Here is a 20,434-nt window from a genome sequence, read left to right on the forward strand (position 1 = left end):
TCAGCCCGCACCGGTCAGTTGCACGAAGACATCCTCCAGGTCGGCTTCGCGCGTGGTGACATCCTCGATGACGTAGCCGTGCTCCTGCACCTTGGCGAGCACCTGGCCTGCGCTCGCCTGATCGCGGTGATAGGTGATCTCGAGCACACGCGGTTCGACCACCTCGCTTTTGACGAAGCCGGTTTCCATCATGGGGCCGGCGATTTCCTTGTCGACCGACACCCGCACAATCTTCTCGCGCGCCATGCCGACGAGTTCGCGGGTCGGCTTGTTGGCGATGCATTCGCCATGATTGATGATCGCGATCCGGTCGCACAGCTGCTCGGCCTCTTCGAGATAGTGCGTGGTCAGGACCACAGTCACGCCTTCCTCGTTAAGGCCGGTAACCAGCTCCCACAGCTGGCGCCGCAACTCGACATCGACCCCGGCGGTCGGCTCGTCGAGCACCAGGATCGGGGGCGAATGCACCATCGCCTTGGCCACCAGCAGCCGCCGTTTCATCCCGCCCGACAAAGTGCGGGCATAGGCGTCGCGCTTGTCCGCCAGATGGACGGCCTCGAGCAGCTTCTCGCTGCGCCGCAGATGCCTGGCGATGCCATAGAAACCGGCCTGGTTCTCGAGCACCTCGAAAGGCGTGAAGAACGGGTCGAACACGATTTCCTGCGGCACAATGCCGATCGCCCGCTTGGCATTGCGCGGCTGCCGGTCGATGTCGAAGCCCCAGATCTCGGCGCTGCCGCCGGTCTTTGTGACCAGCCCGGCGAGGATGTTGATCAGCGTCGACTTGCCAGCGCCATTGGGGCCGAGCAGGCCGAAGATCCCACCCTGCGGCACGTCGAAGCTGACGCCCTTGAGCGCCAGCTTGCCTTCGCCTCCGTCGGGCGCGGCGTAGCGCTTCACGAGGTCGCGGATCGCGATGGCGGGGGGTTGGTCTTCGGCAGACATGTCCCGGCCCTAGGGCCACTTACTGGCGATGGTAAAGCGCTTAATACCAAGCAAACTGGTTAGCGGCATATTTACCATGAAATGTTACCGGGCCGTTTACCCAATACCCGCTATGCGGGCCGCGGTGGAAAGGGCATTTTCTCTTGAATCCGGCATTCGGCGGTACGCGCGGCTTTGCGCGTGGGCCATGCTGTGCCTGCTTTCCGCGAGCCTTCTTGCCACACCCGCGCAGGCGCAAAGCCAGCGCAGCACAGAAGTTCGCATGGCGATTTTCGGCGATCTCAACCTGACCCACCTCGAAGACATGGATTTCGGCCAGATTGTCGAAACCACCGGCGGCACCATCGTGATGAGCCCCTTCCCGAACGCCAGCTGCACGGTGACCGGCAGCGTGATCCATTCCGGCGTGTGCCAGCCTGCCAGTTTCGGCGGCAGCGGCGACAACGGGAAGATCGTGCGCATCAAGAAGCCGCCGAGCGCGAGACTAACGCTGACCGGGCCGGGCGCCGACATGGAAATCACCAACATGACGATCGACGGCAGCCCCGAACTGCAGTTGATCCAGTCGACACCTGGCTACAGCCGCTATCGCATCGACTCCGTCACCGGGATTTTCGAATTCCGCGTCGCTGGTACGCTCAACGTCGGGGCTAACCAGGCTCCCGGGTTGTATACCGGCACCTTCGAGATCACCATTCAATACGACTGACGCATTTACCGATCTCTGGCGCAACACGCTGCAGTTAATGTAGTTTTTACCATGGCCCAACAGCCAGTGCGCCATGACGGTCGCAGTCTCAGGCATCATTGGTGCCCGGCGCAATGGGCGCGGATGCAGCGCATTGCTGCGGCTGGCGATCTGCATTGCAACGGCCATAATCTCCACGCCGCTGCATGCATCGAGCAGCGATGCCGCAGAGAGCGAAGCGATCCTGCTCCAGCGACTGACGCTCACCAAGGTCGAGGATCTGGATTTCGGGCAAATCATCGAGAACGGCGGAGGAACCGTCGTCCTTTCGCCCGACCCGAATCCGAGTTGTGCGCCAAGCGCCAATATCATCCATTCCGGCACCTGCCAGGCGGCCGTCTTCGGCGGAGCCGGAACCTCCGGACGATTGGTGAATATCCTCGTGCCCGTGGGTCGCCGGATCGTCCTGACCGGCCCTGGCGCGGACATGGAGATCAATCCGGTCACAGTCTCTGCCAGCCCCGACCTGCAATACTGGTTTCGGATCGGTCGCAGCCACATCCACCGGATCGTCAACCCGACCGGAATCTTCCTCTTTCGCATCGGTGGAACGCTGCAGGTAGGAGCCAACCAGACCCCCGGCCTCTACACCGGCGCGTTCGACATTCAGGTCGACTATTACTGATTTGGCATTTCGCAACGCACACGCCGTTGCACTGCGGAAGGAAGGACGATAAGCGGCAGATCGTCATGAGCATCGCCCCGCCCGAAGTCACCTTGGTCGAAACCCGCCGCGTCAGCTGTGACGGGGCAGAAGCCATTCGCGGGGGTGACAGATACGCCGCCAGTGCACTTGGCCACCCGCGCATCTATCTCGAGATCGACGAGCACGGCTATGTCGATTGCGGCTATTGCGACCGGCGCTTCGTGCTCAAGGGTGGTCCGGCAGACGGGGTCGACCAGTCGCAATTGCCCGACATTTCGGAAGGTGCCGATCCCGGTCACCGTTAGGCGCGAATCGTCTCGAAATCGCCTCCGATCTAAGGTTCGGAACGCCGGTTCGTTAACCGGTTGTTGAGCCTAGATGGAAACGCCATCTGCGTGCGGTAAATGTAAAAGCGTGTTCCTGACGACCAGTCGGGAGACCACGAAGCGATGTTTCGCAGCCTATGCCTGAAATGTGCAGCCAGCCTGGCTATGGCCCTGGGCTGCCTTGCGGCGCCCGCTGCGCATGCGCAGAACAACGCGGCTGCGCCGGGCGAGGCGGAAATCCTCGGCCCCATCCTGTTCGAAAAGATCGCCGACCTCGATTTCGGCCCGATCGTGCCGACAGGAACGGGCGGCACGGTAACCATCAACGCATCCTCGGGCGCGGTCACGACGGTCGGCCAGGTCATTGCGGTCGGCTCCAACCAAACCCGCGCGCTATTCAACGTCCATGCCCCGGTAGGCGTGGTGATGATCATGTCGGGCGACCCGAGCGTCGTGCTGACCCGGGTGAGCGGTACCGAGACCATGACCGCGACCCTCAGCTACAGGCATGGCGATGGCCTCGCCGTCACCAACGTCTTCGGACTGCCGATCGGCCTGCTCGCCACCGATACGCGACAGGAAATCTGGGCGGGCGGATCGCTCACCGTGGCCGGCAACCAGGTCGAAGGGGTCTACCAGGGCACCTTCACGGTCAGCCTCGCCTTTCTCTGAGATGGCGCGCGCGCAGTCCGGTCATGACTGGTTCAGGCCGCTGTGGTAGAATGACTGCCATTCCATGGAGGCAGTCATGACGAGATTCGCGAAATTTGCAGCCCTCACCGCCGCCTGCGCGATGACCCTGGGAGCTGGATCTGCGCTGGCCGACCAACCCGCCGATCAAGAACTGAGCAAGGGCGACAAGAAGCTTGCCAAGCTGCTCGAAGGCCGGGTCGCGGGCGAGCCGGAAAGCTGCATCAGCACCTTCGGCAACCAGAGCCTGCGCGTGATCGATGGCACTGCGCTCGTCTATGGCCGCGGCAAGACCATCTGGGTCAACACGACGCGATATCCGGAGGATCTCGACGATGATGACGTGCTCGTGATCCGCCGCTGGGGATCGCAGCTTTGCCGCCTGGACAATGTCACCACGGTCGATCGCTCTACCGGGTTCTTCTCCGGCGCCGTCTTCCTCGACAATTTCGTTCCCTACACCCGCGTCGACAAGGAAAAATCAGGCGACAGCTGAGCCGCTTCGTGGTCGCGGCTTGCCCGCAATGGGCGCAGAACCTGCTCGAAACCTGGTTCGAGGAACTGGGGCCTGACGACTGGTTTCGCGGCGGCGAGCAGGTCGATCGCTTGCTGAGCGCCCGCTTTGAATCCGTGCTCGATGAGCAGGCCGCCCAGCCGGTCGATTCCTTCCTCGCCGACCCCCTAACCGCCCGCGCCGCGATTCTCCTGTTCGACCAGGTTCCGCGTAATCTCTACCGCGACAGCGCCCGCGCCTTCGCCTACGATCCGCTCGCGCGCATGCTCGCCCACGCGGTGATCGCGCGTGGTTGGGACGAAGGCCTCCCCAATTCGGAGCGCCAGTTCGTCGCCATGCCGCTGATGCACAGCGAGGAGCTGGCCGACCAGGAGGCCAGCCTCGCCTATTTTGCCGAACACCTGCCCGGCAATCTGTCCTTCGCGCGCAAACATCACGAGATGATCGCGCGCTTCGGGCGCTTTCCCCACCGCAACGAGTTGCTGGGGCGCGAGACAACGCCCGAGGAACAGCGCGCGATCGACGAAGGCTTCAGCTGGTAGCAGCGATCACGGCGAGCTCTGCGGCATAGCTGCGATAGCGGCGCAAGACATCTTCCGACAGCGGATCGATTGCGTCGGCATCCGTCACTTCGATCCCATTCTCCGAGCGCCGTTTCAGAATCAACGGCTGTTCGACATCCTGCGACGCGCAGGCCGAACCCCCGTCCATCCACTGAACGAACATACACATCCCTCCTTGGCCGGGCCGTGAAGGCGCGGCGTCCTGACTTGATCCAGAAGTTTGAACCGGCCCCGTCCAAGACGCCGGTGAGGTCAAGCTAGCCAGCAGGGAGCGCCGGACAATCAGTGCTGTTACCTATGTTGATGGAAGATCGTCAGCCGGCCTGCATCCGGTTCATCCGGGAAAGGATCGCCTCGGCTTCGCCCATGATCCGGTCGATCAGTTCCTTGCAGGTCGGGATGTCGTTGATGAGGCCTGCCACCATGCCGCAGGACCAGGCACCGGCATCCATATCGCCTTCCATCATGATCCGCGGATAGACGCCGGCGACCTGTTCGATGATATCCTCGAACTTGAGGTCGGCGCCTTTCTCCTTTTCGATCCGCAGCAGTTCCTCGACCGCATCATTGGTCATCACCCGCTCGGTATTGCGCAGCGGACGCATGACGAGGCGGGTGTCGAGTTCGGAAGCAGCGACGATCGCCCTCTTCACGTTCTCGTGCACCGGCGCTTCCTTGGTGGCGATGAAGCGCGTGCCCATGTTCATGCCCTCCGCGCCCATTGCGAGGCTCGCCACGAGGCTGCGCCCGTCGGCCATACCACCCGAGGAGACGAAGGGGATTTCGAGCTCGTCCGCGGCGCGCGGCAGCAGGATGAAGTTGGGCACGTCATCCTCGCCCGGGTGGCCGCCGCATTCGAACCCGTCGACGCTGACCGCGTCGCAGCCGATCGATTGCGCCTTGAGCGCATGGCGCACGCTGGTGCATTTGTGGATCACCTTGATCCCGGCATCCTTGAAATAGGGCAGCACCTGCTGCGGGTTGTTGCCCGCGGTCTCGACCGCCTTGACCCCGCCATCGATGATCGCCTTGACCAGCCCCGGATAATCGGGCGCGTTGACCGTTGGCAGGAAGGTGAGGTTCACGCCGAACGGCTTGTCGGTCATGTCGCGGCACCGCGCGATCTCGTTGGCGAGCTTCTCGGGCGTCCCCTGCGTCAGCCCGGTGATGATGCCCAGCCCGCCCGCATTGGAGACCGCTGCAGCCATTTCCGCAAAGCCGACGAAGTGCATTCCGCCCTGGATGATGGGATGCTCGATACCGAACATTTCGGTGATGGCGGTTTTCATGTGGGTTCTCCTGTTATCCTGCGAGCGACCGCGTCTTGATGTTGAGCTGACCGGCGAGTCCCGCTTCGCGATGGCGATGGGCGGCCTGGTATTCGGGCAGGGCGATCATCTGCTGGAAGGCGGCGAGCGAGGGATATTCGGCCAGCGCGACCATGTCCCACAGCTCGTCAACCTCGCCGATCATCAACCCGGTGACGGCGCCGGAATAGATCGAGCGCGCCCCGACCGCTGCGAGGCAGGCCTGAACTGCCATGCCATAGCGCAGATAGGCCTCGCGCCCGGACAGCTCGGCATCGCTGCCGTCGTCGTATTGCGCTTTCTCGCGAAATTTGAGGAGGTTGATCATGGTGAAGGCGCCGCTTTCCTCCTCACCGAAGAAGGATGCGAACTGTTCAGGTGTCGGTTGCTTCGCGTTTTCCATCTGCATCGCCATTCTCCCCCTTGTCGCCACCGATGGCGGGCGATTCGCCGCGATTCCCCCTAGGGCTGTCGGAAATCGGGCGCGCGCGCAACCGTGACGCAACGGAAGGCTGCGCCGTTTGAGAGCTTGCCAGGAGGTCTTGCTAGGAGGCGGGAGTCGCCGCCAATTGCATGACAAGGAGCAGGTGGGCGAGGCTGTGCGCGATGATCACGGCCCACAAATTTCGTCCGGCGAGGACATAGCCCGCGCCCCAGACCACGCCCATTGCCGTCGTCATGATGGTGCCGCCCACGCCCCATTGGAAATGGGTCAGCCCGAAAATGATCGCCTGGCCGAACACCGCGAGGACGACCGCCCACCGCCCATGTCCCAGAGCCTCGGTCAAGCGGCCGAGCAGGAACCCGCGATAGAGCAGCTCCTCGGGCAAGGCGGCGGTGACGATCAGCAGGAGCCAGGTGGCGAGCGCGAGCGCCCAATTGCCCTGGAGATAACTGTAGCCGGTGAAATCGGGCGCCGGAATGCCCATCCGCGCTCCAAGAAGCGCAAGGGCATTCTGGGCCAGAATGAATGTCACGAGGATCGCCAGCGCGGCACCGATCATTCTCCCCCAGCGCTTCGGTTTTCGCAGGCCCAGCGCGTCGGCGGCGTCCCCGCGTTTCGCGGCAAGCCACAGCGCGTAGGTCGCGCAGCTCAGCAATGCAGGAAGCGAGCGGAATTCGGGCGGCAATGCGACCAGGGAAGTCTTACGAAGGGCGATCTCCGCGAGCAAGAGCAACACCCCCACCGCGATGACGGACAGGATCTCCCGCCAGGCCTGTTCGCGTCTTGCGTCGACGGGATCACGGGTCGAATCGACTTGCATAACGATCGTATTACAGGCAATAACACTGTTATTGTCAAACGCTCGATGCATCCGATGAATCCCACCCGCGAACGCCTGATCGATGCTGCTGAAGAGCTGTTCGCTTCAAGGGGCTTTGCGGCAACCAGCATCGCGGCGCTCGAGAGGCAGGCAGGTCTCGCGCCGCGCACCGGGGGGTTCTACCGCCATTTCGAGAGCAAGCAGGCCCTGGCCATCGCGGTGGCCCGGGAACGCATTGTCGAGCGCGACGAGGATTTCGATCCGACGCGCTTCCTGCCGCTGCCCGATCTGCGCAGCGAGCTGGTGCTCTATGCCCGATTGTATCTCGAGGCTGCGCATCGCCAGCGCGAACGCCACCGCCTGATCGAGGAACTGCGCAAGATACCCGAACTGAGGGAGGGCGAGATCGCGGCGAACGAGCGGCTTTTTGCAATGCTCTGCGACTGGGTCGCCACCAAGCCGCGTGCAGCCCAGCTCGAGCAGAGCGAACTGGCCAATCTGACCATGCTCGCGTTCGGCCCGATCCTCTTCTTGGCGACCAAGATCCGCGAAGGGATCACGATCGAAAGCCTCGATCCGGACCATTTCGTCGACAGCTGGGCCGAGCATGCGCGGGCCCTGCTCGAAGAATCGCCCTAGCCGCCCCTGCCCGTCGCGCAGTCCTGCCGCACCGGGCAGCCGCCACAATCCGGGGCGCGTGGACGGCAATGTGTCTGGCCCAGCTTCTTGAGCAGCAGGTGGTGCTCGTCCATGTCGGCAGCGTTCCATTCCCCCGGCACGATTGGCATCAGCGCATCATAGGTGCGCGCGGTATCGGCTTTGGCAGGCACGATCCCCATGCGCTGCATGATCCGGCGGTGATGGCCATCGATCACCATCGCCCGGCGATCGAACAGCGATGCATTCATCACCCCGGCGCTGATCTTGCGGGCAACGCCCGGCAATTGTTCGAGCCATTGCATTGCCTCAGGCGTCTCCATCGCGGCGAGATGCGAGAGGTCCACGGCCCCGCGTTTCGCGATGATCGCCTGCAGGCAGTCCTTGAGCCGATGGGCAGATTGCCCGGGGAAGGTCTGCCGCTGGAGGCGCGCCTCTAGCAGATCGACCGGTTGAGCCGCGACCGCCTCCCAGCTTCCGAACTCGGCGAGCAGGCCGTCGGTGCTCTCGTTCGATACGCGCGTCTTGGCGCGCGCACCGATCACTCCGTGAACCAGCACCCACTCTGGCGCGCGCCGCTTGGCGGGCGGGCGTACGATACGCCCGAAGCGTTCGATCAGCGACGCCTGCATCCTGCGCAGGATATCGGTGCGCTGATCGGGGTCTAGGGGCAGTTGCATGCTGCTGCGGGTAATGCGCGGGAGTACTGCCGTGCAATACCAATGCGCCCTTTTCCTGGGGCGGGTTTGCAGGCACACTCCCATCAGGTCGCGGATTCGAGGGAGGGAAGACGCGACCATGCCGGAAACCAAGCGATCGATCCTGCGACGCGCCGGCACCTTCCTCCGGTTCGTGCAGCAACAGCGGGCGCGCCTGCCGCAACTGGCGGCTGGCCTGCCTGCTCCCGATCCGGCAGGCCCGCTGCTGATCGATGGATCGGAATCCGACTGGACCCCCTGCGGCCTGTCCGTGGCAAGGGGCGACCGGTTCCAGATCTCTGCGCGCGGCCATGGCTGGCTGGCGAAGGGGCTGGGGCTGGTTTTCGAGCCGCAAGCAGCCTTGTTCGTCAGGATCGGTGGCGTCGGCCCGGTCCGCCGGATTGCCGCTGCCGACTGGGTGTTTGAAGCCTGGACCAACGGAGAGGTCGAAATCCTCAGCAAGGGGCTGTCGGAATTTGCCGACCGGAATGGCACGCTCCTTCCCGGCAAGCGCCCGGCGATGCGGCCCGGTTTCAGCGTTCGCACCGCGCGCACAGAAGCGCAGTGCGACGGAACCGGCGTTCCTGCCGACTGGAACTATCTGTGGCGGATCGGCGAGGCGCAGGTCTTCACCGGCGAACGCGACGACGTCGAGGTCTCGCTCGATGCCTCGGTCGGAATCCTCCAGCGCGATGTCGACATCCCGCTGACCGGCAACACCCTGCTCGAATGGGACTGGCTGGTCGAGAGCCTGCCCTCGGCGCTGCCCGAGGATCTCGCCTTCACCCACGATTATCTCAGCATCGCGGTCGAGTTCGAGAACGGTCGCGACCTGACCTACATGTGGAGCGCAGGGCTGGACGAGGGACACATATTTCGTTGCCCGCTCGACTGGTGGTGTGACTGGGAGACGCATTGGGTGCTGCGCAGCGGCCCCACCGGACTCGGGCAGTGGCACAATGAGAAGCGACTGATCGCCGCCGACTATCGCGAAGCTCTGGGCGAGCCTGTGCCCGCGCGCGTGGTGCGCGTGTGGCTGATCGCCAACAGCGTGTTCCAGCGCCAGTCTGCGCACGCACGCTTCCGCAACATCCGCGTCGCCTGACGCACCAACTCGAACGGAGAAACGCAACCATGGTCCAGGCAGAAGCGGTGAAGGTCAAGCCGTCCGAGATCGATCCGATCGATATGACCGACCCGGCGCTCTATTCGGGCGATCGCTGGCAAGAGCCGTTCCGGCAGTTGCGCCAGCATGCTCCGATCCAGTGGGTGCCCGAATCGCATTTCGGTCCGCACTGGTCGGTCTCCACCTACAAGCCGATCGTCCACATGGAGGCTCTGCCCAAGCTGTTTTCCTCCAGCTTCGAATATGGCGGGATCAACATTGCGCTCGATGCCTTCAGGCACCTCGAGGGCGAGGTCCGCCGGCCGGCCTTTATTGCGCTCGATCCGCCCGACCACACCTTGCGCCGCCGCACGGTGGCGCCGAGCTTCGGGCCGAGCGAGGTGGCCGAAATGGCGGCGGAAGTGCGTGAGCGCACCGCCGCCGTGCTCGACGCGCTGCCTATCGGGGAAGCGTTCGATTGGGTCGAGAAGGTCTCGATCGAGCTCACCACCGGCATGCTCGCCAAGCTGTTCGATTTTCCCTGGGAGGAGCGTGCGAAGCTCACGCGCTGGTCGGACCTCGGGGCCGACATCGAGCTTCAGCGTACTTCTGATGGGCTCGCCGTCCGCAATTCCGCCCTGGCGGAAATGGGCGCGGCCTTCGCCGACCTGTGGAAGCAACGGGTCGTGAACCCGGGCAAGGATTTGATCAGCGTGATGATCCAGTCCGATGCGATGGATCACATGGACGATGACGAGTTCGCCGGAAACATCATCCTGCTGATCGTCGGCGGCAACGACACGACCCGCAACACCATGTCGGGTTTCGCCTATGGGCTGGAGCAGTACCCTGAACAGCGCCGCAAGCTCGAAACCAATCCCGAGCTGATCCCCAACGCGGTGCAGGAAATCATTCGCTGGCAGACGCCACTCGCGCACATGCGGCGAACGGTGGCCGAGGATACCGACATGTTCGGCCCCGAGATGCGCCGCGGCGACAAGATTGCCATGTGGTATCTTTCGGCCAATCGCGACGAGGACGTGTTCGACGATGGCGAGGCGATCCAGCTCGACCGCCCCAACGCCCGCCGCCACCTCTCGTTCGGCTACGGCGTCCATCGCTGCGTCGGCGCGCGCGTGGCCGAACTGCAGCTGGTGGTGCTGCTGGAGGAAATGGCCAAGCGCCGCCTGCGGGTGAACGTGCTCGAGGAGCCAACCCGCGTCCATGCCTGCTTCGTCCATGGCTACAAGAGCATGCCGGTCGAGCTGTCGCGCTACTGACCCGGCGATGCCTCTTGCCCGTTGCACGGCTTTAGGGTAATTACCCTAATTCTGGGAAGGGAGGATTCGTTATGGCAACCGCCGCAGTCGATCGCGTGAAGGAATCGGAGATCGATCCGATCGATGTCACACGTGCAGAGCTTTATGCCGAGGACCGTTGGCAGGAGCCGTTCCGGCAGTTGCGCCAGCACGCGCCGATCCAATGGGTGCCAGAATCGAAATTCGGTGCCTTCTGGTCGGTCTCCACCCACAAGCAGATCCTCCAGATCGAGGCGCTGCCCAAGCTGTTCTCGTCCGATTGGCGCTATGGCGGGATCACGCTGGCGGCGGAATCGGATGTCCTGCTGCCCGACGAAATTCGCCAGCCGATGTTCATCGCCATGGACCCGCCCGAGCATACGGCGCAGCGCCGCACGGTCGCGCCCAGCTTCGGCCCGAGCGAGGTCGCCGCGATGAAGGAGGAATGCCGCCAGCGCACCGGCGAGGTGCTCGACTCGCTCTCGGTCGGCGAGACGTTCGACTGGGTCGAGAAGGTCTCGATCGAGCTTACCACCGGCCAGCTTGCCAAGCTATTCGATTATCCGTGGGAAGAGCGACACAAGCTGACCGAATGGTCCGATTATGGCGGCGACATCGAGATGTTCCGGACGCCCGGAATGATGTCCACGCGCAATGACAAGTTGCAGGAAATGGGCATGGCCTTCGCTGCGCTCTGGCAGCAGAGGATCGCCAATCCGGGCAAGGACCTGGTCAGCGTGATGATCCAGTCGGACGCAATGAACCACATGAGCGAGGAAGAGTTCATCGGCAATCTCATCCTCCTGATCGTCGGCGGCAACGATACCACGCGCAACACCATGTCGGGCTATGCCTTTGGGCTGAGCCAGTTCCCCGAGGAACGCGCCAAGCTGGAAGCCAATCCCGAGCTGATCCCCAATGCGGTGCAGGAGATCATTCGCTGGCAGACCCCGCTGTCGCACATGCGGCGCATGGTGATGGAAGATACCGACATGTTCGGCCCGCAAATGAAGAAGGGCGACCGGGTCGCGCTGTGGTACATTTCGGCCAATCGCGACGAGGAGGTGTTCGACGATCCGGACTCGATCCAGGTCGACCGCGAGAACGCCCGCCGCCACCTCGCCTTCGGCTACGGCATTCACCGCTGCGTCGGTGCGCGCGTCGCCGAACTGCAACTGATCACCCTGCTCGAGGAGCTGGCGAAACGGCGGCTGCGCGTCAATGTGGTGGGCGAGCCCGAACGCGTCCCCGCCTGCTTCGTCCACGGGTTCAAGAAACTGCCGGTGGAACTGTCGCGCTACTGATGAAGACCCGCGACCGGATCATTGCGACAGCGCGGAACCTGTTCAACGAACTGGGCTACAGCGCGGTGACCACCGCCGCGTTGGCCAAGGCCTGCGGCATTGCCGAGGGCAATCTGTGGTACCACTTCAAGACCAAGCGCGACCTTCTCGCAGCGATCACCGAAGAGATCGGCGAACATATCGAGCGGCGCATGGCGATGCCGCTCGACCCGGACGAACCGGCCCAGTCCTATGCCACCTGGCTGGAAGCGCTGATGGACGAACAGCGCGAGTACCGCTTCCTCTATCGCGACAGCCCGCACCATGACGAACATGTCGAAGTGATGGCAGCGAATGTGCCGGGCTGGTTGCAACGTTCGCAGGACAGCATCGAGCAATACCTGCGCGCGATGGTGGACTGCAACCTGCTCGACTGGCCGACAGATCGCCTGGGCGACCTGGCCGCCAATGCGACGATCGTCCTGCGTTACGGGCTGGAGCATTTCAGCGAGCGCGGCGAACCCGAAGGCGCGGTGAGGAAGACCCTGCTGCAGCACCTCACCCTGTTCGAACACCGGCTCGACAGCGGCGCGGCGGAAACGCTGCGCAAGGCCGTGGAGCGGATCGAACGGCGGGTGAAAAAGGCCGCCTGACGCGCCGGCCGCTATCGCTCGAAGGTGAGCGAAAAGGTCACCGGCACCGCCGCGCTGATCGCAGGCAGTCCGGCCAGTTCCTGGAGCTTGCCGACGCCCTCCGACAGGCCCAACGCGTCGGCATCGAGGATAATCGGACGCGCGCTGGAGACGACCACCCGGTCCTCCCCGGCCCGCAAGACATTGACCTCGGTCTCGACCTCGCTGGTCGCACCGCGCAGATCGATCGTTGCCGTGATCGGCTGGATCGTGCTTGCGCCCACCGCCATCGTGGAGAACGCCGCCGGATCGACCTGGGCGCTGATCGTGGCCTCGGGATAGGCGCCGGTATCGAACAGGAACTCGCGCATGCGCCCGTCACGGATCTCGATCCCCGTATCGACCGAAGCGAGGTCGATGGTGACCTTGGCCTTGCCGTCGCGCGAGACCGCGCCTTCCATCTGTTTGAAGCCGTGCACCTCGCCGATATCGCCCGCCTTGACCGACACGAAGGAGAGGCTGCTCGCGGAATTGTCGAGGCTCCAGTCACCCTCTACAAGCGGGGCCGGCGCTGGCTGCGAACAGGCCGCCATGGTGAACAGGCTCGCTGCTGCCGTGGTTCTGATGACCGGATTCATTGGGGCAACCTCCATGCGTTGACGTGACGATACGGCGACACTCATGCGCGTCATTCGCCAAAGCTACAAGTGCTGCTAAGCTTGGCACATGACCAGCGCACAGACCCCACTCGACTCGCCTTTCGGCTACCGTTCCACCGCCAAGGAGGTGGTCGATGGCATTGACCTGTCCGGCAAGACCGTGGTCGTGACCGGCGGTTATTCGGGGATCGGCACCGAGACCGTGCGCGCGCTCGCCGGGGCCGGAGCCAATGTGATCGTCGGCGCGCGGCGGCCCGAGCAGGCGCATGAGGTGCTGGACGGGATGGCGGGCGATATCGCGATCCTGCCGCTCGACCTGCTCGACCCGGCTTCGATCGACGCCTTTGCGGAAAGCGTCGCGGCAGAGCACGAGACGATCGATATCCTCATCAACAACGCTGCGATCATGGCCTCGCCGCTGATGCGCGATGCGCGCGGATACGAGGCGCAGTTTGCCGCCAACCACCTCGGCCACTTCCAGCTGACTGCACGGCTGTGGCCGCTGCTCAAGGCAGGCGGCGGAGCGCGCGTGGTCGCGCTGTCCTCGATCGGGCACCGCCTCAACGGCCTCGATCTCGACGACCCCAATTGGGAACGGCGCGAGTATGAGAAATGGCCCGCCTACGGCCAGGCCAAGAGCGCCAACGCGCTGTTCGCGCTCCAGCTCGACAAGCTTGGCGAGCCGCATGGCGTGCGCGCCTTCGCCGTCCATCCAGGCGGTATCGCCACCCCGCTGCAACGTCACCTGACGATGGACGAACAGCGCGCGATGGGCTGGTACGACGAGGAGGGCAACGTCAACCAGGCCTTTAAGTCGACGGAGGAAGGCGCCTCGACCACCGTCTGGTGCGCGGTCTCACCGCTGCTCGAGGGGATGGGCGGCGTTTATTGCGAGAACTGCAATATCGCAGCCCCCGCAGCCGAAGACGTCCCATTCGGAGGGGTCCATCCGCACGTCCGCGACGGGGCGCTGGCCGAGGGGCTATGGTCGAAATCGGAAGAACTGACGGGGGTCAGCTTCTCGGTCTGAAGACCTCGCCAACTGCACTCTATCGCTGGTTTGCGGCGAAGCGCGCGACGAAATCGCCCACTCCCTCCATGTCGTCGAAGCCGAAGATATAGGCGATCTCGACCGTATCCGAGAAATCCATTCCTCCGGCGGAGACGGCCGGGTTGACGTACTCGGCTACGGGATTGTGCAGGTCCGACAGCCGCTTGGCCTCGGCCCAGATCGGGCCGACTTCAGGATCGGCCAGGAGCACAGGCCAGTGCGATCCATCCTTCGTGTTGAAGGCGGGCGAGCCATTGTCGGGGAAGTTGCCGTCCTGGATCCGGTGATAGCGCGTGTTGTAGACGACGGTCTGCATCGCCTCCTTGGCTGTCATGCTCTCGTTCCAATAGCTGTGCTGCACGACATGGACCCTGGTCCACATATCCTTGGGCAACCGTTCGACCGCGGCGGCGGTGACGTCCGACTGGCCGGCCTCGGCCACCCATACCTTGCCGCCAGCCGAAATCGTCTCGCCCATCCGGTGCGCCAGTTGCGCCACCGTCGCTTCGCGATCGGCGTGGGCATCGAGCCAGCGGTCGCCGAAGGCCAGGGTGAAGAGTTCGGCCGCGGGCAGGAACTTGCCGGTCTGCATGCCATAGGCGCCATGCGTGGCGATGAAATCGACGCAGGAATAGGCCGGATGCTTGAGCACCGAGCCGAGCCCGGCGACTGCCTGCAGGTCGTCGACATCGGGCTTGGAGTCGTAATTGGCGATGAGCAAGTCGCGGGAGGGATCGAACAGGCCGATCTTGTCCGCTGCCGCACAGTCCTCGACCAGCCGCGGGCTGTTCGTGGTCGCGCACGATGCTAGCAGCAGGGCGAGCATGGCGAAGGGCAGAGATTTCAGGGCTTTGGATTGCACGGCGATTCTCCCGGTCGTTCCCGGAAGTACCGCAAGCAGGGGCCTCAGCGAAGGTCTGTGCCTACCTATTCATTCCCATTCGATCGTCCCGGGCGGCTTTGACGTGTAGTCATAAACCACGCGGTTGATGCCCTGCACCTCGTTGACGATGCGGGTGGCGACGCCGGTCAGGAAGCCCGCGTCGAATGGATAGACATCCGCCGTCATGCCGTCGGTGCTCGTCACCGCGCGCAAGCCGCAGACACTGTCATAAGTGCGATAGTCGCCCATGACGCCGACGGTCTTCACCGGAAGCAGCACGGCAAAGGCCTGCCAGATCGCGTCGTAGAGACCCGCCTTGCGGATCTCGTCGAGATAGATCGCATCGGCCTTGCGCAATATGTCGCAGCGCTCCTTGGTCACCTCGCCCGGAATGCGGATCGCAAGGCCGGGTCCGGGGAAAGGGTGGCGGCCGACGAACATGTCGGGCAGGCCCAGCTCGCGGCCCAGTTCGCGCACCTCGTCCTTGAACAATTCGCGCAAGGGCTCGACCAGCTGCATGTTCATGCGCTCGGGCAGGCCGCCGACATTGTGGTGGCTCTTGATCGTGACGGACGGCCCGCCGGTGAAACTGACGCTTTCGATCACGTCTGGATAGAGCGTACCCTGCGCGAGGAAGTCCGCACCGCCGATCTTGCGCGCCTCTTCCTCGAACACGTCGATGAAGGTCTTGCCGATGAACTTGCGCTTCGCCTCGGGGTCGGTGACGCCTTCGAGGCCGCTCATGAACATCTCTTCGGCGTCCACGACAACCAGAGGGATGTTGTAATGGTCGCGGAACATGGTCTCGACCTGCTCGCGTTCATTCAGCCGCAGCAGGCCGTGGTCGACGAAGACGCATGTCAGCTGCTCGCCGATCGCCTCGTGGATGAGGATCGCCGCGACCGAGCTGTCGACCCCGCCCGACAACCCGCAGATGACCTTTCCGTCACCCACCTGCTCGCGGATTTCGCGCACTTTCGTTTCGCGATAAGCGGCCATGGTCCAGTCGCCGGCGAGGCCGCAGACATGGCGCACGAAATTGGCGATCAGCTTGCCGCCGTCGGGCGTGTGGACCACCTCCGGGTGGAACTGCGTGCCGTAGAACTTGCGGCCCTCGTCCGCGATCACCGCGAAGGGAGCTCCATCGGAAATGGCGACGATCTCGAAGCCGGGCGCGAACTGGGTGACCTTGTCGCCATGGCTCATCCAGACCTGGTGGCGCTCGCCCTCTTTCCAGAGGCCGTCGAACAGCGCGCAATCCCTCGTCACGGTGAGATAGGCGCGGCCGAATTCTCCACCTTCGCCGGTTTCGTGACCCGGGCGGACCTCGCCGCCCAGCTGGTGGCTCATCACCTGCTGGCCATAGCAGATGCCGAGGATCGGCAGGCCGGCCTCGAACAGCATGTCGGGTGCCCGCGGGCTACCTTCGTCGGGCACGCTGGCGGGCGAGCCGGAGAGGATGATCCCCTTGGGCTTGAGGCGATGGAACGCCGCTTCAGCCAGGGAAAAGGGTGCGATCTCGCAATAGACCCCGGCCTCGCGCACGCGGCGTGCGATGAGCTGGGTAACCTGGCTGCCGAAATCGACGATGAGGATGGAATCGGGAAGGTGCGCGTCGTCCATGCGCGCGCGTTAGTGTCAGGGCATGAGACTGTCTAGCGAGGAGCGGAAGTTTGGCCCGGGCGAATGCGCTCGCCCGGGCCGATCAAGTTTCCCTGATTGCTCGATTACCGATCGATAATCTTCGGATCGAAGCTAAGCCGCGCCTGTCTTGTCGTGCTTGAGAAGTTCAGAGTGTACTTGTGCGTCTTCGGAGGCTTGGATCTGTCGCTGCTGTCGTTCTCATTGTCGTAGACCCTCAACAACCCGTTCGCGACCCGGGTGACGGTAAAGTCAGCCGGATTGACGATCGTGATCGGGTTTCGCTCATCGAACACCCAGCCGTAGCCGTTGCTGTCGTCAACCAGCGTGAATTCAATATTGTTGCTGGCATCAGGCGTCACGTCCTCAGGTGTCGCGGTGACCTTGTTGTTGAAGTCGATCTCGATCAGTACTTGTCCTTCAGGCATGAGAAGTCCTCTCCTAGATGGCGTTCATGTCTCTACCCAGGAGATCGCCAATCAACAGGGCATTGAAACTCGATCCGCGATGACTGGGCCTAACGGTCCACAATCTTCGGATCGATATCCATTTCTTCGCCCGCATTGTTCTTCACGTGTACGGTGTAGTTGTGCTGCGGAACGCGCGACTTGTCGGCGTTGGTGTCGGTGACGGTTAGAACTGTGCCCCCGCCATCTGCGGGAGACCAGCTGAAGTCGGCGGGATTGTTGATCGTGATCGGCGGATCCTTGAACACCCACTGCTTGCTGCCTTCGGATTCCAGGGTCATCACGATGTTGTTGTTTGAATCCGGCGTCACCTCGTCTGGGACATAGGTCTTCTTCTTCTGGTCATCGATCTTGATCGTGACCGCGCCCACTCCTGTGGTCGTTGCTGTCGTCATTGCTTCTCTCCTGTCTGGCCCGGACTATCCGATGCCATTGCTACGCGATCCGACAGGGCCGGAATTCCTCGAGCTGCTAGTTTCTCGATCTCCTCGTGATGGCGTCATCGATCGGTGGATCGACACCCAGTTCCTTCAAGCGCTGACGAAGGGTCCGCGCTTGCTCGCGTTCCCCGATCCGCTCGGCTGCAACCGCGCGCAGGGCAATTCCCTCGATGCTGACACGTTCGCCCTTGGCTTGCGGCTGACCTAGCGCCCGACGGAATGCCTCGCGGGCCTCGGAATGCTTGCCCGAGCGTTCGTGAGCAAGCCCATCGATCAGGTCGAGCGCGACGAGCATCCAACGGCTGTCGAGGTCATTCGGGTTCAGCCGCGCGCGCCATTGTGACGCCATCCGTATGAGGCCATCAGGCGGGCCGGACATGGGATCGCTCAATACTCGGTAGATATCGACCTGCGCCGAGTTCTCGATATTCCATTCGTAGTTGTCGGGGTCCTTGCGCTGCAATTCCCTGAGCATCTGTTCCAGTCGGTCATAGAGGCGAGCGGAGAGCGCCGCATCTCTTTCATTCCAGGCCAGCAAGGCGCGCTCGCGAAGGGCAGGTCGGATCAATTCGCGCGGGAATGTATTGGCGGGATCGGCTGCGATCAGCTTTTCGCCGCCAGCAATGGCATCGTCGAGGAACTGCCTTGCTTCGGCGTTCTTGCCGCTTTGCATCAGCAGGAACCCCATCGCTGCTTTCGCTGAGACCTGCGCGAAGGCAATATTACTGTTTGCCGGATCGGCTTGCTCCAGGGGAGCGTAGATTGCGAGCTCGGCGCGTCGCACTTCGGACGACTCCTTGATCCGTCCCAGGTTGAGGAGTGTGGTCGAAACCCACGAATGACTTTCGCCCAGTTCGACCTGGCGCGAAACAGGGCGACCTTCAGCTTGTGAAACCTTGTCGACCGCGACCAAGCTTCGCTCGAAATAATCAAGCGCGCTGCTCAGCTTGCCTTCCTCGAAATCCATCGTGCCGAGGTTGCTCAGCGAATAGGACTCCTCCATTTGCCACTCGAGGTTGGAGCGATCCATCGCCGCGAGCCGCGTCGAGATGTCGGCATAGGCCTCCATCGCCTCGCGTGCTTCACCCATCTTGCCGTGCTGCCAGGCAATATAGCCAACCCAGAACAGGCTCTGCCCGTGGTTGTACATGCGTACGGGGTCGTCAGGCCGGCGCGCCAGCAGTTCCGCGGTGGTGCGCGCTGCCTGTTCGAAGGCGGGCAGTGCCTCCTGGTTGTTGCCGCGTAGGTTCTGCACTTCTGCCACGAGTTGCACGGCACGCACCCGCCGTCCCAATTCGGTGGCCGACAAATCCTCGAGCTTCTGCCGCGTATAATAGGCCATCGCGCGCTTGCCGACCCCGTCGAGCACCTCGAGCCGCCCGACCGGCTCGAGCTGCTCGCGCAGGTCGGTCAGCATGTATTCGATCAGTCCGTCGGCTTCGGCTCGCTGCTCGCGTGCCTCGTTGCGCTGGTCGATCGCGTAGAGCGCCAGCCCCGAGGTCCCGACCATGCCTACCAGCGAGGCCGCCGCGACCGCCGCCATGCGGCGCTGCCGCCGCGCGGCGTCGCGCTGCACCAGCGTGTCGAGATCGACCCCGGCGAGCCCGGCTACCAGCTTGAGCTTGGCGAGTTTCTTGCCATCAGCCTCGGGCCTGAGGTCGGCGGCAATCGGCTCGGCCTCGCGATCGGTCGGTTCGCCATTCTCGTAATGGACCAGCAGTGGCGCGGGGAAGTTGGCGGGCGGTTCGCCGGCGACGATCACCGGGAAGACATTGCGGTCGCCGTTGAGGCGCTTGTAGGCGTCGACCTCCTTGGCGATCCAGGGCGAGTTCGCCGAATCCGGGGAACACAGCACGATCAGCGCATCGCTGTGTTCGATCGCTTTGTCGATCGCCTCCCCCAGGCTGTCCGCGGCGGGCAATTCTTCGCGGTCCTTGAAGATCGGATGCAGCCGTTCGGGCGGCTCGGCGCCGTTTTTGCCTTTAGGGAAACGATAGGTTTCGAGCGCGCGGTGGAGCCAGCTCGCAATCGCCTTGTCGCGATGCGAATAGCTGATGAATGCCTTGTACTGACGATCGGCCAATTAGTGCTCCCCACCCGAAAGCGACTCGGCCACCCGTTTTGTTTTGCGTATTGTGAGCGTTATCTGTGCGAGATGCAATTTCTGCGAGCAAGGTCAGTGCATTACGCCCTCACTCGGTCGGTCATTGGTTGCAAATCTTGCAACAACGGCTGATCTTTTCGCATTTGAGTTGGATGGGGTCGAACACTATCTCCCACTCATCGCCTGAAGACGAGGTTTCCTCTCCCACCTCGCCGGGCGTGTACAGGAGAAGTGAGATGCGTGTAGCAGTTCACGTCCTGGCCTTTCTTGCCGCGACCGCGTTCAGCGGTCTCAGCCTCGGACATATTCTCGTCTGAGGTCATCCCCCCGGCAAGGCGCATAGGCAGCGAAAGAGACGCGGCCGCCACCAGTCCTCCCCCCCAACCCCGGCGGCTGCGTCTCGATCGCAAAGGCCAACTCCTGCCGTTTGCGGCCAGTCTCGATCGCCGTGTAACTTTCGAAAAGTATCTGGCGAACTTTCGTGCGTAACCACGAAAGGAGATAAGCCATGA

24 protein-coding genes are annotated in these 20,434 nt (G+C 63.3%); 12 read left to right on the plus strand and 12 right to left on the minus strand.

Translation table 11 applies throughout. From position 1 onward, the window contains the following. A complete protein-coding gene (locus tag P7228_RS04805; protein ID WP_278017077.1) occupies positions 1–945 on the minus strand; it encodes an ABC transporter ATP-binding protein in 945 nt (314 codons plus the stop codon). 262 nt (positions 946–1,207) lie between these two features. Between P7228_RS04805 and P7228_RS04810 the strand changes: the two genes are divergently transcribed. The 6 genes from P7228_RS04810 (at position 1,208) to P7228_RS04835 (ending at position 4,411) form a co-directional block, all read left to right on the plus strand. Beyond that, on the plus strand, positions 1,208–1,654 hold the full coding sequence (locus P7228_RS04810; RefSeq protein ID WP_278017078.1) for a DUF4402 domain-containing protein: 447 nt from the start codon (positions 1,208–1,210) through the stop codon (positions 1,652–1,654). Between the two features lie 73 nt (positions 1,655–1,727). Beyond that, complete coding sequence (locus P7228_RS04815) at positions 1,728–2,318, plus strand: DUF4402 domain-containing protein (RefSeq protein WP_278017079.1); 591 nt, start codon at positions 1,728–1,730, stop codon at positions 2,316–2,318. A gap of 65 nt (positions 2,319–2,383) precedes the next feature. Further along, positions 2,384–2,644: a zinc-finger domain-containing protein gene (locus tag P7228_RS04820; protein ID WP_278017080.1), complete on the plus strand. Its 261-nt coding sequence runs from the start codon at positions 2,384–2,386 to the stop codon at positions 2,642–2,644. A 186-nt stretch (positions 2,645–2,830) separates the two neighbouring features. After that, complete coding sequence (locus P7228_RS04825) at positions 2,831–3,337, plus strand: DUF4402 domain-containing protein (protein ID WP_278017081.1); 507 nt, start codon at positions 2,831–2,833, stop codon at positions 3,335–3,337. A gap of 76 nt (positions 3,338–3,413) precedes the next feature. Next, positions 3,414–3,851 (plus strand): hypothetical protein, encoded by a 438-nt coding sequence (locus P7228_RS04830; RefSeq protein ID WP_278017082.1) that lies wholly within the window; start codon positions 3,414–3,416, stop codon positions 3,849–3,851. 8 nt (positions 3,852–3,859) lie between these two features. Continuing rightward, positions 3,860–4,411 (plus strand): DUF924 family protein, encoded by a 552-nt coding sequence (locus tag P7228_RS04835; protein WP_278017083.1) that lies wholly within the window; start codon positions 3,860–3,862, stop codon positions 4,409–4,411. On the opposite strand, the gene P7228_RS04840 is transcribed toward P7228_RS04835, so the two are convergent. The 4 genes from P7228_RS04840 to P7228_RS04855 form a co-directional block, all read right to left on the minus strand. Next, the gene (locus P7228_RS04840) at positions 4,401–4,595 is read right to left on the minus strand and encodes a hypothetical protein (RefSeq protein ID WP_278017084.1); all 195 of its coding nucleotides are present in this window, start codon (positions 4,593–4,595) and stop codon (positions 4,401–4,403) included. The two genes, P7228_RS04835 and P7228_RS04840, sit on opposite strands and share 11 nt — an antisense overlap. Before the next feature lie 151 nt (positions 4,596–4,746). Further along, entirely contained in the window at positions 4,747–5,721 is a 975-nt protein-coding gene (locus P7228_RS04845; protein WP_278017085.1) for an NAD(P)H-dependent flavin oxidoreductase, read from the minus strand. 13 nt (positions 5,722–5,734) lie between these two features. Beyond that, positions 5,735–6,142 (minus strand): DUF1330 domain-containing protein, encoded by a 408-nt coding sequence (locus P7228_RS04850; protein WP_278017086.1) that lies wholly within the window; start codon positions 6,140–6,142, stop codon positions 5,735–5,737. 142 nt (positions 6,143–6,284) lie between these two features. After that, positions 6,285–7,004 (minus strand): type II CAAX endopeptidase family protein, encoded by a 720-nt coding sequence (locus P7228_RS04855; protein ID WP_278017087.1) that lies wholly within the window; start codon positions 7,002–7,004, stop codon positions 6,285–6,287. A gap of 54 nt (positions 7,005–7,058) precedes the next feature. On the opposite strand from P7228_RS04855, the gene P7228_RS04860 reads away from it, so the two are divergent. Next, complete coding sequence (locus P7228_RS04860) at positions 7,059–7,643, plus strand: TetR/AcrR family transcriptional regulator (RefSeq protein ID WP_278017088.1); 585 nt, start codon at positions 7,059–7,061, stop codon at positions 7,641–7,643. On the opposite strand, the gene P7228_RS04865 is transcribed toward P7228_RS04860, so the two are convergent. Continuing rightward, positions 7,640–8,341, minus strand: coding sequence for an endonuclease III domain-containing protein (locus P7228_RS04865; RefSeq protein WP_278017089.1), 702 nt, complete (start codon positions 8,339–8,341; stop codon positions 7,640–7,642). The genes P7228_RS04860 and P7228_RS04865 overlap by 4 nt on opposite strands. Before the next feature lie 118 nt (positions 8,342–8,459). Here P7228_RS04865 and P7228_RS04870 point away from each other — a divergent pair, with 118 nt between their 5' ends. The 4 genes from P7228_RS04870 (at position 8,460) to P7228_RS04885 (ending at position 12,698) form a co-directional block, all read left to right on the plus strand. Beyond that, positions 8,460–9,464 carry a DUF3047 domain-containing protein gene (locus P7228_RS04870; protein WP_278017090.1) on the plus strand — a complete coding sequence of 335 codons (1,005 nt, stop codon included), beginning with the start codon at positions 8,460–8,462 and terminating at the stop codon, positions 9,462–9,464. Between the two features lie 29 nt (positions 9,465–9,493). Next, complete coding sequence (locus tag P7228_RS04875; RefSeq protein WP_278017091.1) at positions 9,494–10,744, plus strand: cytochrome P450; 1,251 nt, start codon at positions 9,494–9,496, stop codon at positions 10,742–10,744. A 71-nt stretch (positions 10,745–10,815) separates the two neighbouring features. After that, the gene (locus tag P7228_RS04880; RefSeq protein ID WP_278017092.1) at positions 10,816–12,066 is read left to right on the plus strand and encodes a cytochrome P450; all 1,251 of its coding nucleotides are present in this window, start codon (positions 10,816–10,818) and stop codon (positions 12,064–12,066) included. Beyond that, positions 12,066–12,698: a TetR/AcrR family transcriptional regulator gene (locus tag P7228_RS04885; RefSeq protein WP_278017093.1), complete on the plus strand. Its 633-nt coding sequence runs from the start codon at positions 12,066–12,068 to the stop codon at positions 12,696–12,698. Before P7228_RS04880 ends, P7228_RS04885 begins: the two co-directional genes overlap by 1 nt. An 11-nt stretch (positions 12,699–12,709) precedes the next feature. Here the strand turns inward: P7228_RS04885 and P7228_RS04890 are convergent, their stop codons facing one another. Next, entirely contained in the window at positions 12,710–13,315 is a 606-nt protein-coding gene (locus P7228_RS04890) for a YceI family protein (RefSeq protein WP_278017094.1), read from the minus strand. 88 nt (positions 13,316–13,403) lie between these two features. Here P7228_RS04890 and P7228_RS04895 point away from each other — a divergent pair, with 88 nt between their 5' ends. Further along, positions 13,404–14,366 carry an oxidoreductase gene (locus tag P7228_RS04895; RefSeq protein ID WP_278017095.1) on the plus strand — a complete coding sequence of 321 codons (963 nt, stop codon included), beginning with the start codon at positions 13,404–13,406 and terminating at the stop codon, positions 14,364–14,366. A 19-nt stretch (positions 14,367–14,385) separates the two neighbouring features. Here P7228_RS04895 and P7228_RS04900 read toward each other — a convergent pair whose 3' ends face one another. The 5 genes from P7228_RS04900 to P7228_RS04920 all read right to left on the minus strand — a co-directional run bounded on the left by P7228_RS04900 (position 14,386) and on the right by P7228_RS04920 (position 19,901). Then, positions 14,386–15,249, minus strand: a complete 864-nt coding sequence (locus P7228_RS04900) for a hypothetical protein (protein ID WP_278017096.1) — start codon at positions 15,247–15,249, stop codon at positions 14,386–14,388. A gap of 69 nt (positions 15,250–15,318) precedes the next feature. Next, on the minus strand, positions 15,319–16,893 hold the full coding sequence (gene guaA, locus P7228_RS04905) for a glutamine-hydrolyzing GMP synthase (protein WP_278017097.1): 1,575 nt from the start codon (positions 16,891–16,893) through the stop codon (positions 15,319–15,321). A 104-nt stretch (positions 16,894–16,997) separates the two neighbouring features. Then, positions 16,998–17,339 carry a hypothetical protein gene (locus tag P7228_RS04910; RefSeq protein WP_278017098.1) on the minus strand — a complete coding sequence of 114 codons (342 nt, stop codon included), beginning with the start codon at positions 17,337–17,339 and terminating at the stop codon, positions 16,998–17,000. Between the two features lie 89 nt (positions 17,340–17,428). Next, on the minus strand, positions 17,429–17,773 hold the full coding sequence (locus tag P7228_RS04915) for a hypothetical protein (protein WP_278017099.1): 345 nt from the start codon (positions 17,771–17,773) through the stop codon (positions 17,429–17,431). A gap of 76 nt (positions 17,774–17,849) precedes the next feature. Further along, the gene (locus P7228_RS04920; RefSeq protein ID WP_278017100.1) at positions 17,850–19,901 is read right to left on the minus strand and encodes a toll/interleukin-1 receptor domain-containing protein; all 2,052 of its coding nucleotides are present in this window, start codon (positions 19,899–19,901) and stop codon (positions 17,850–17,852) included. Positions 19,902–20,434 lie beyond the last annotated feature (533 nt).

The organism is Altererythrobacter sp. CAU 1644 (genome assembly GCF_029623755.1).
Lineage (GTDB): Bacteria > Pseudomonadota > Alphaproteobacteria > Sphingomonadales > Sphingomonadaceae > Erythrobacter > Erythrobacter arenosus.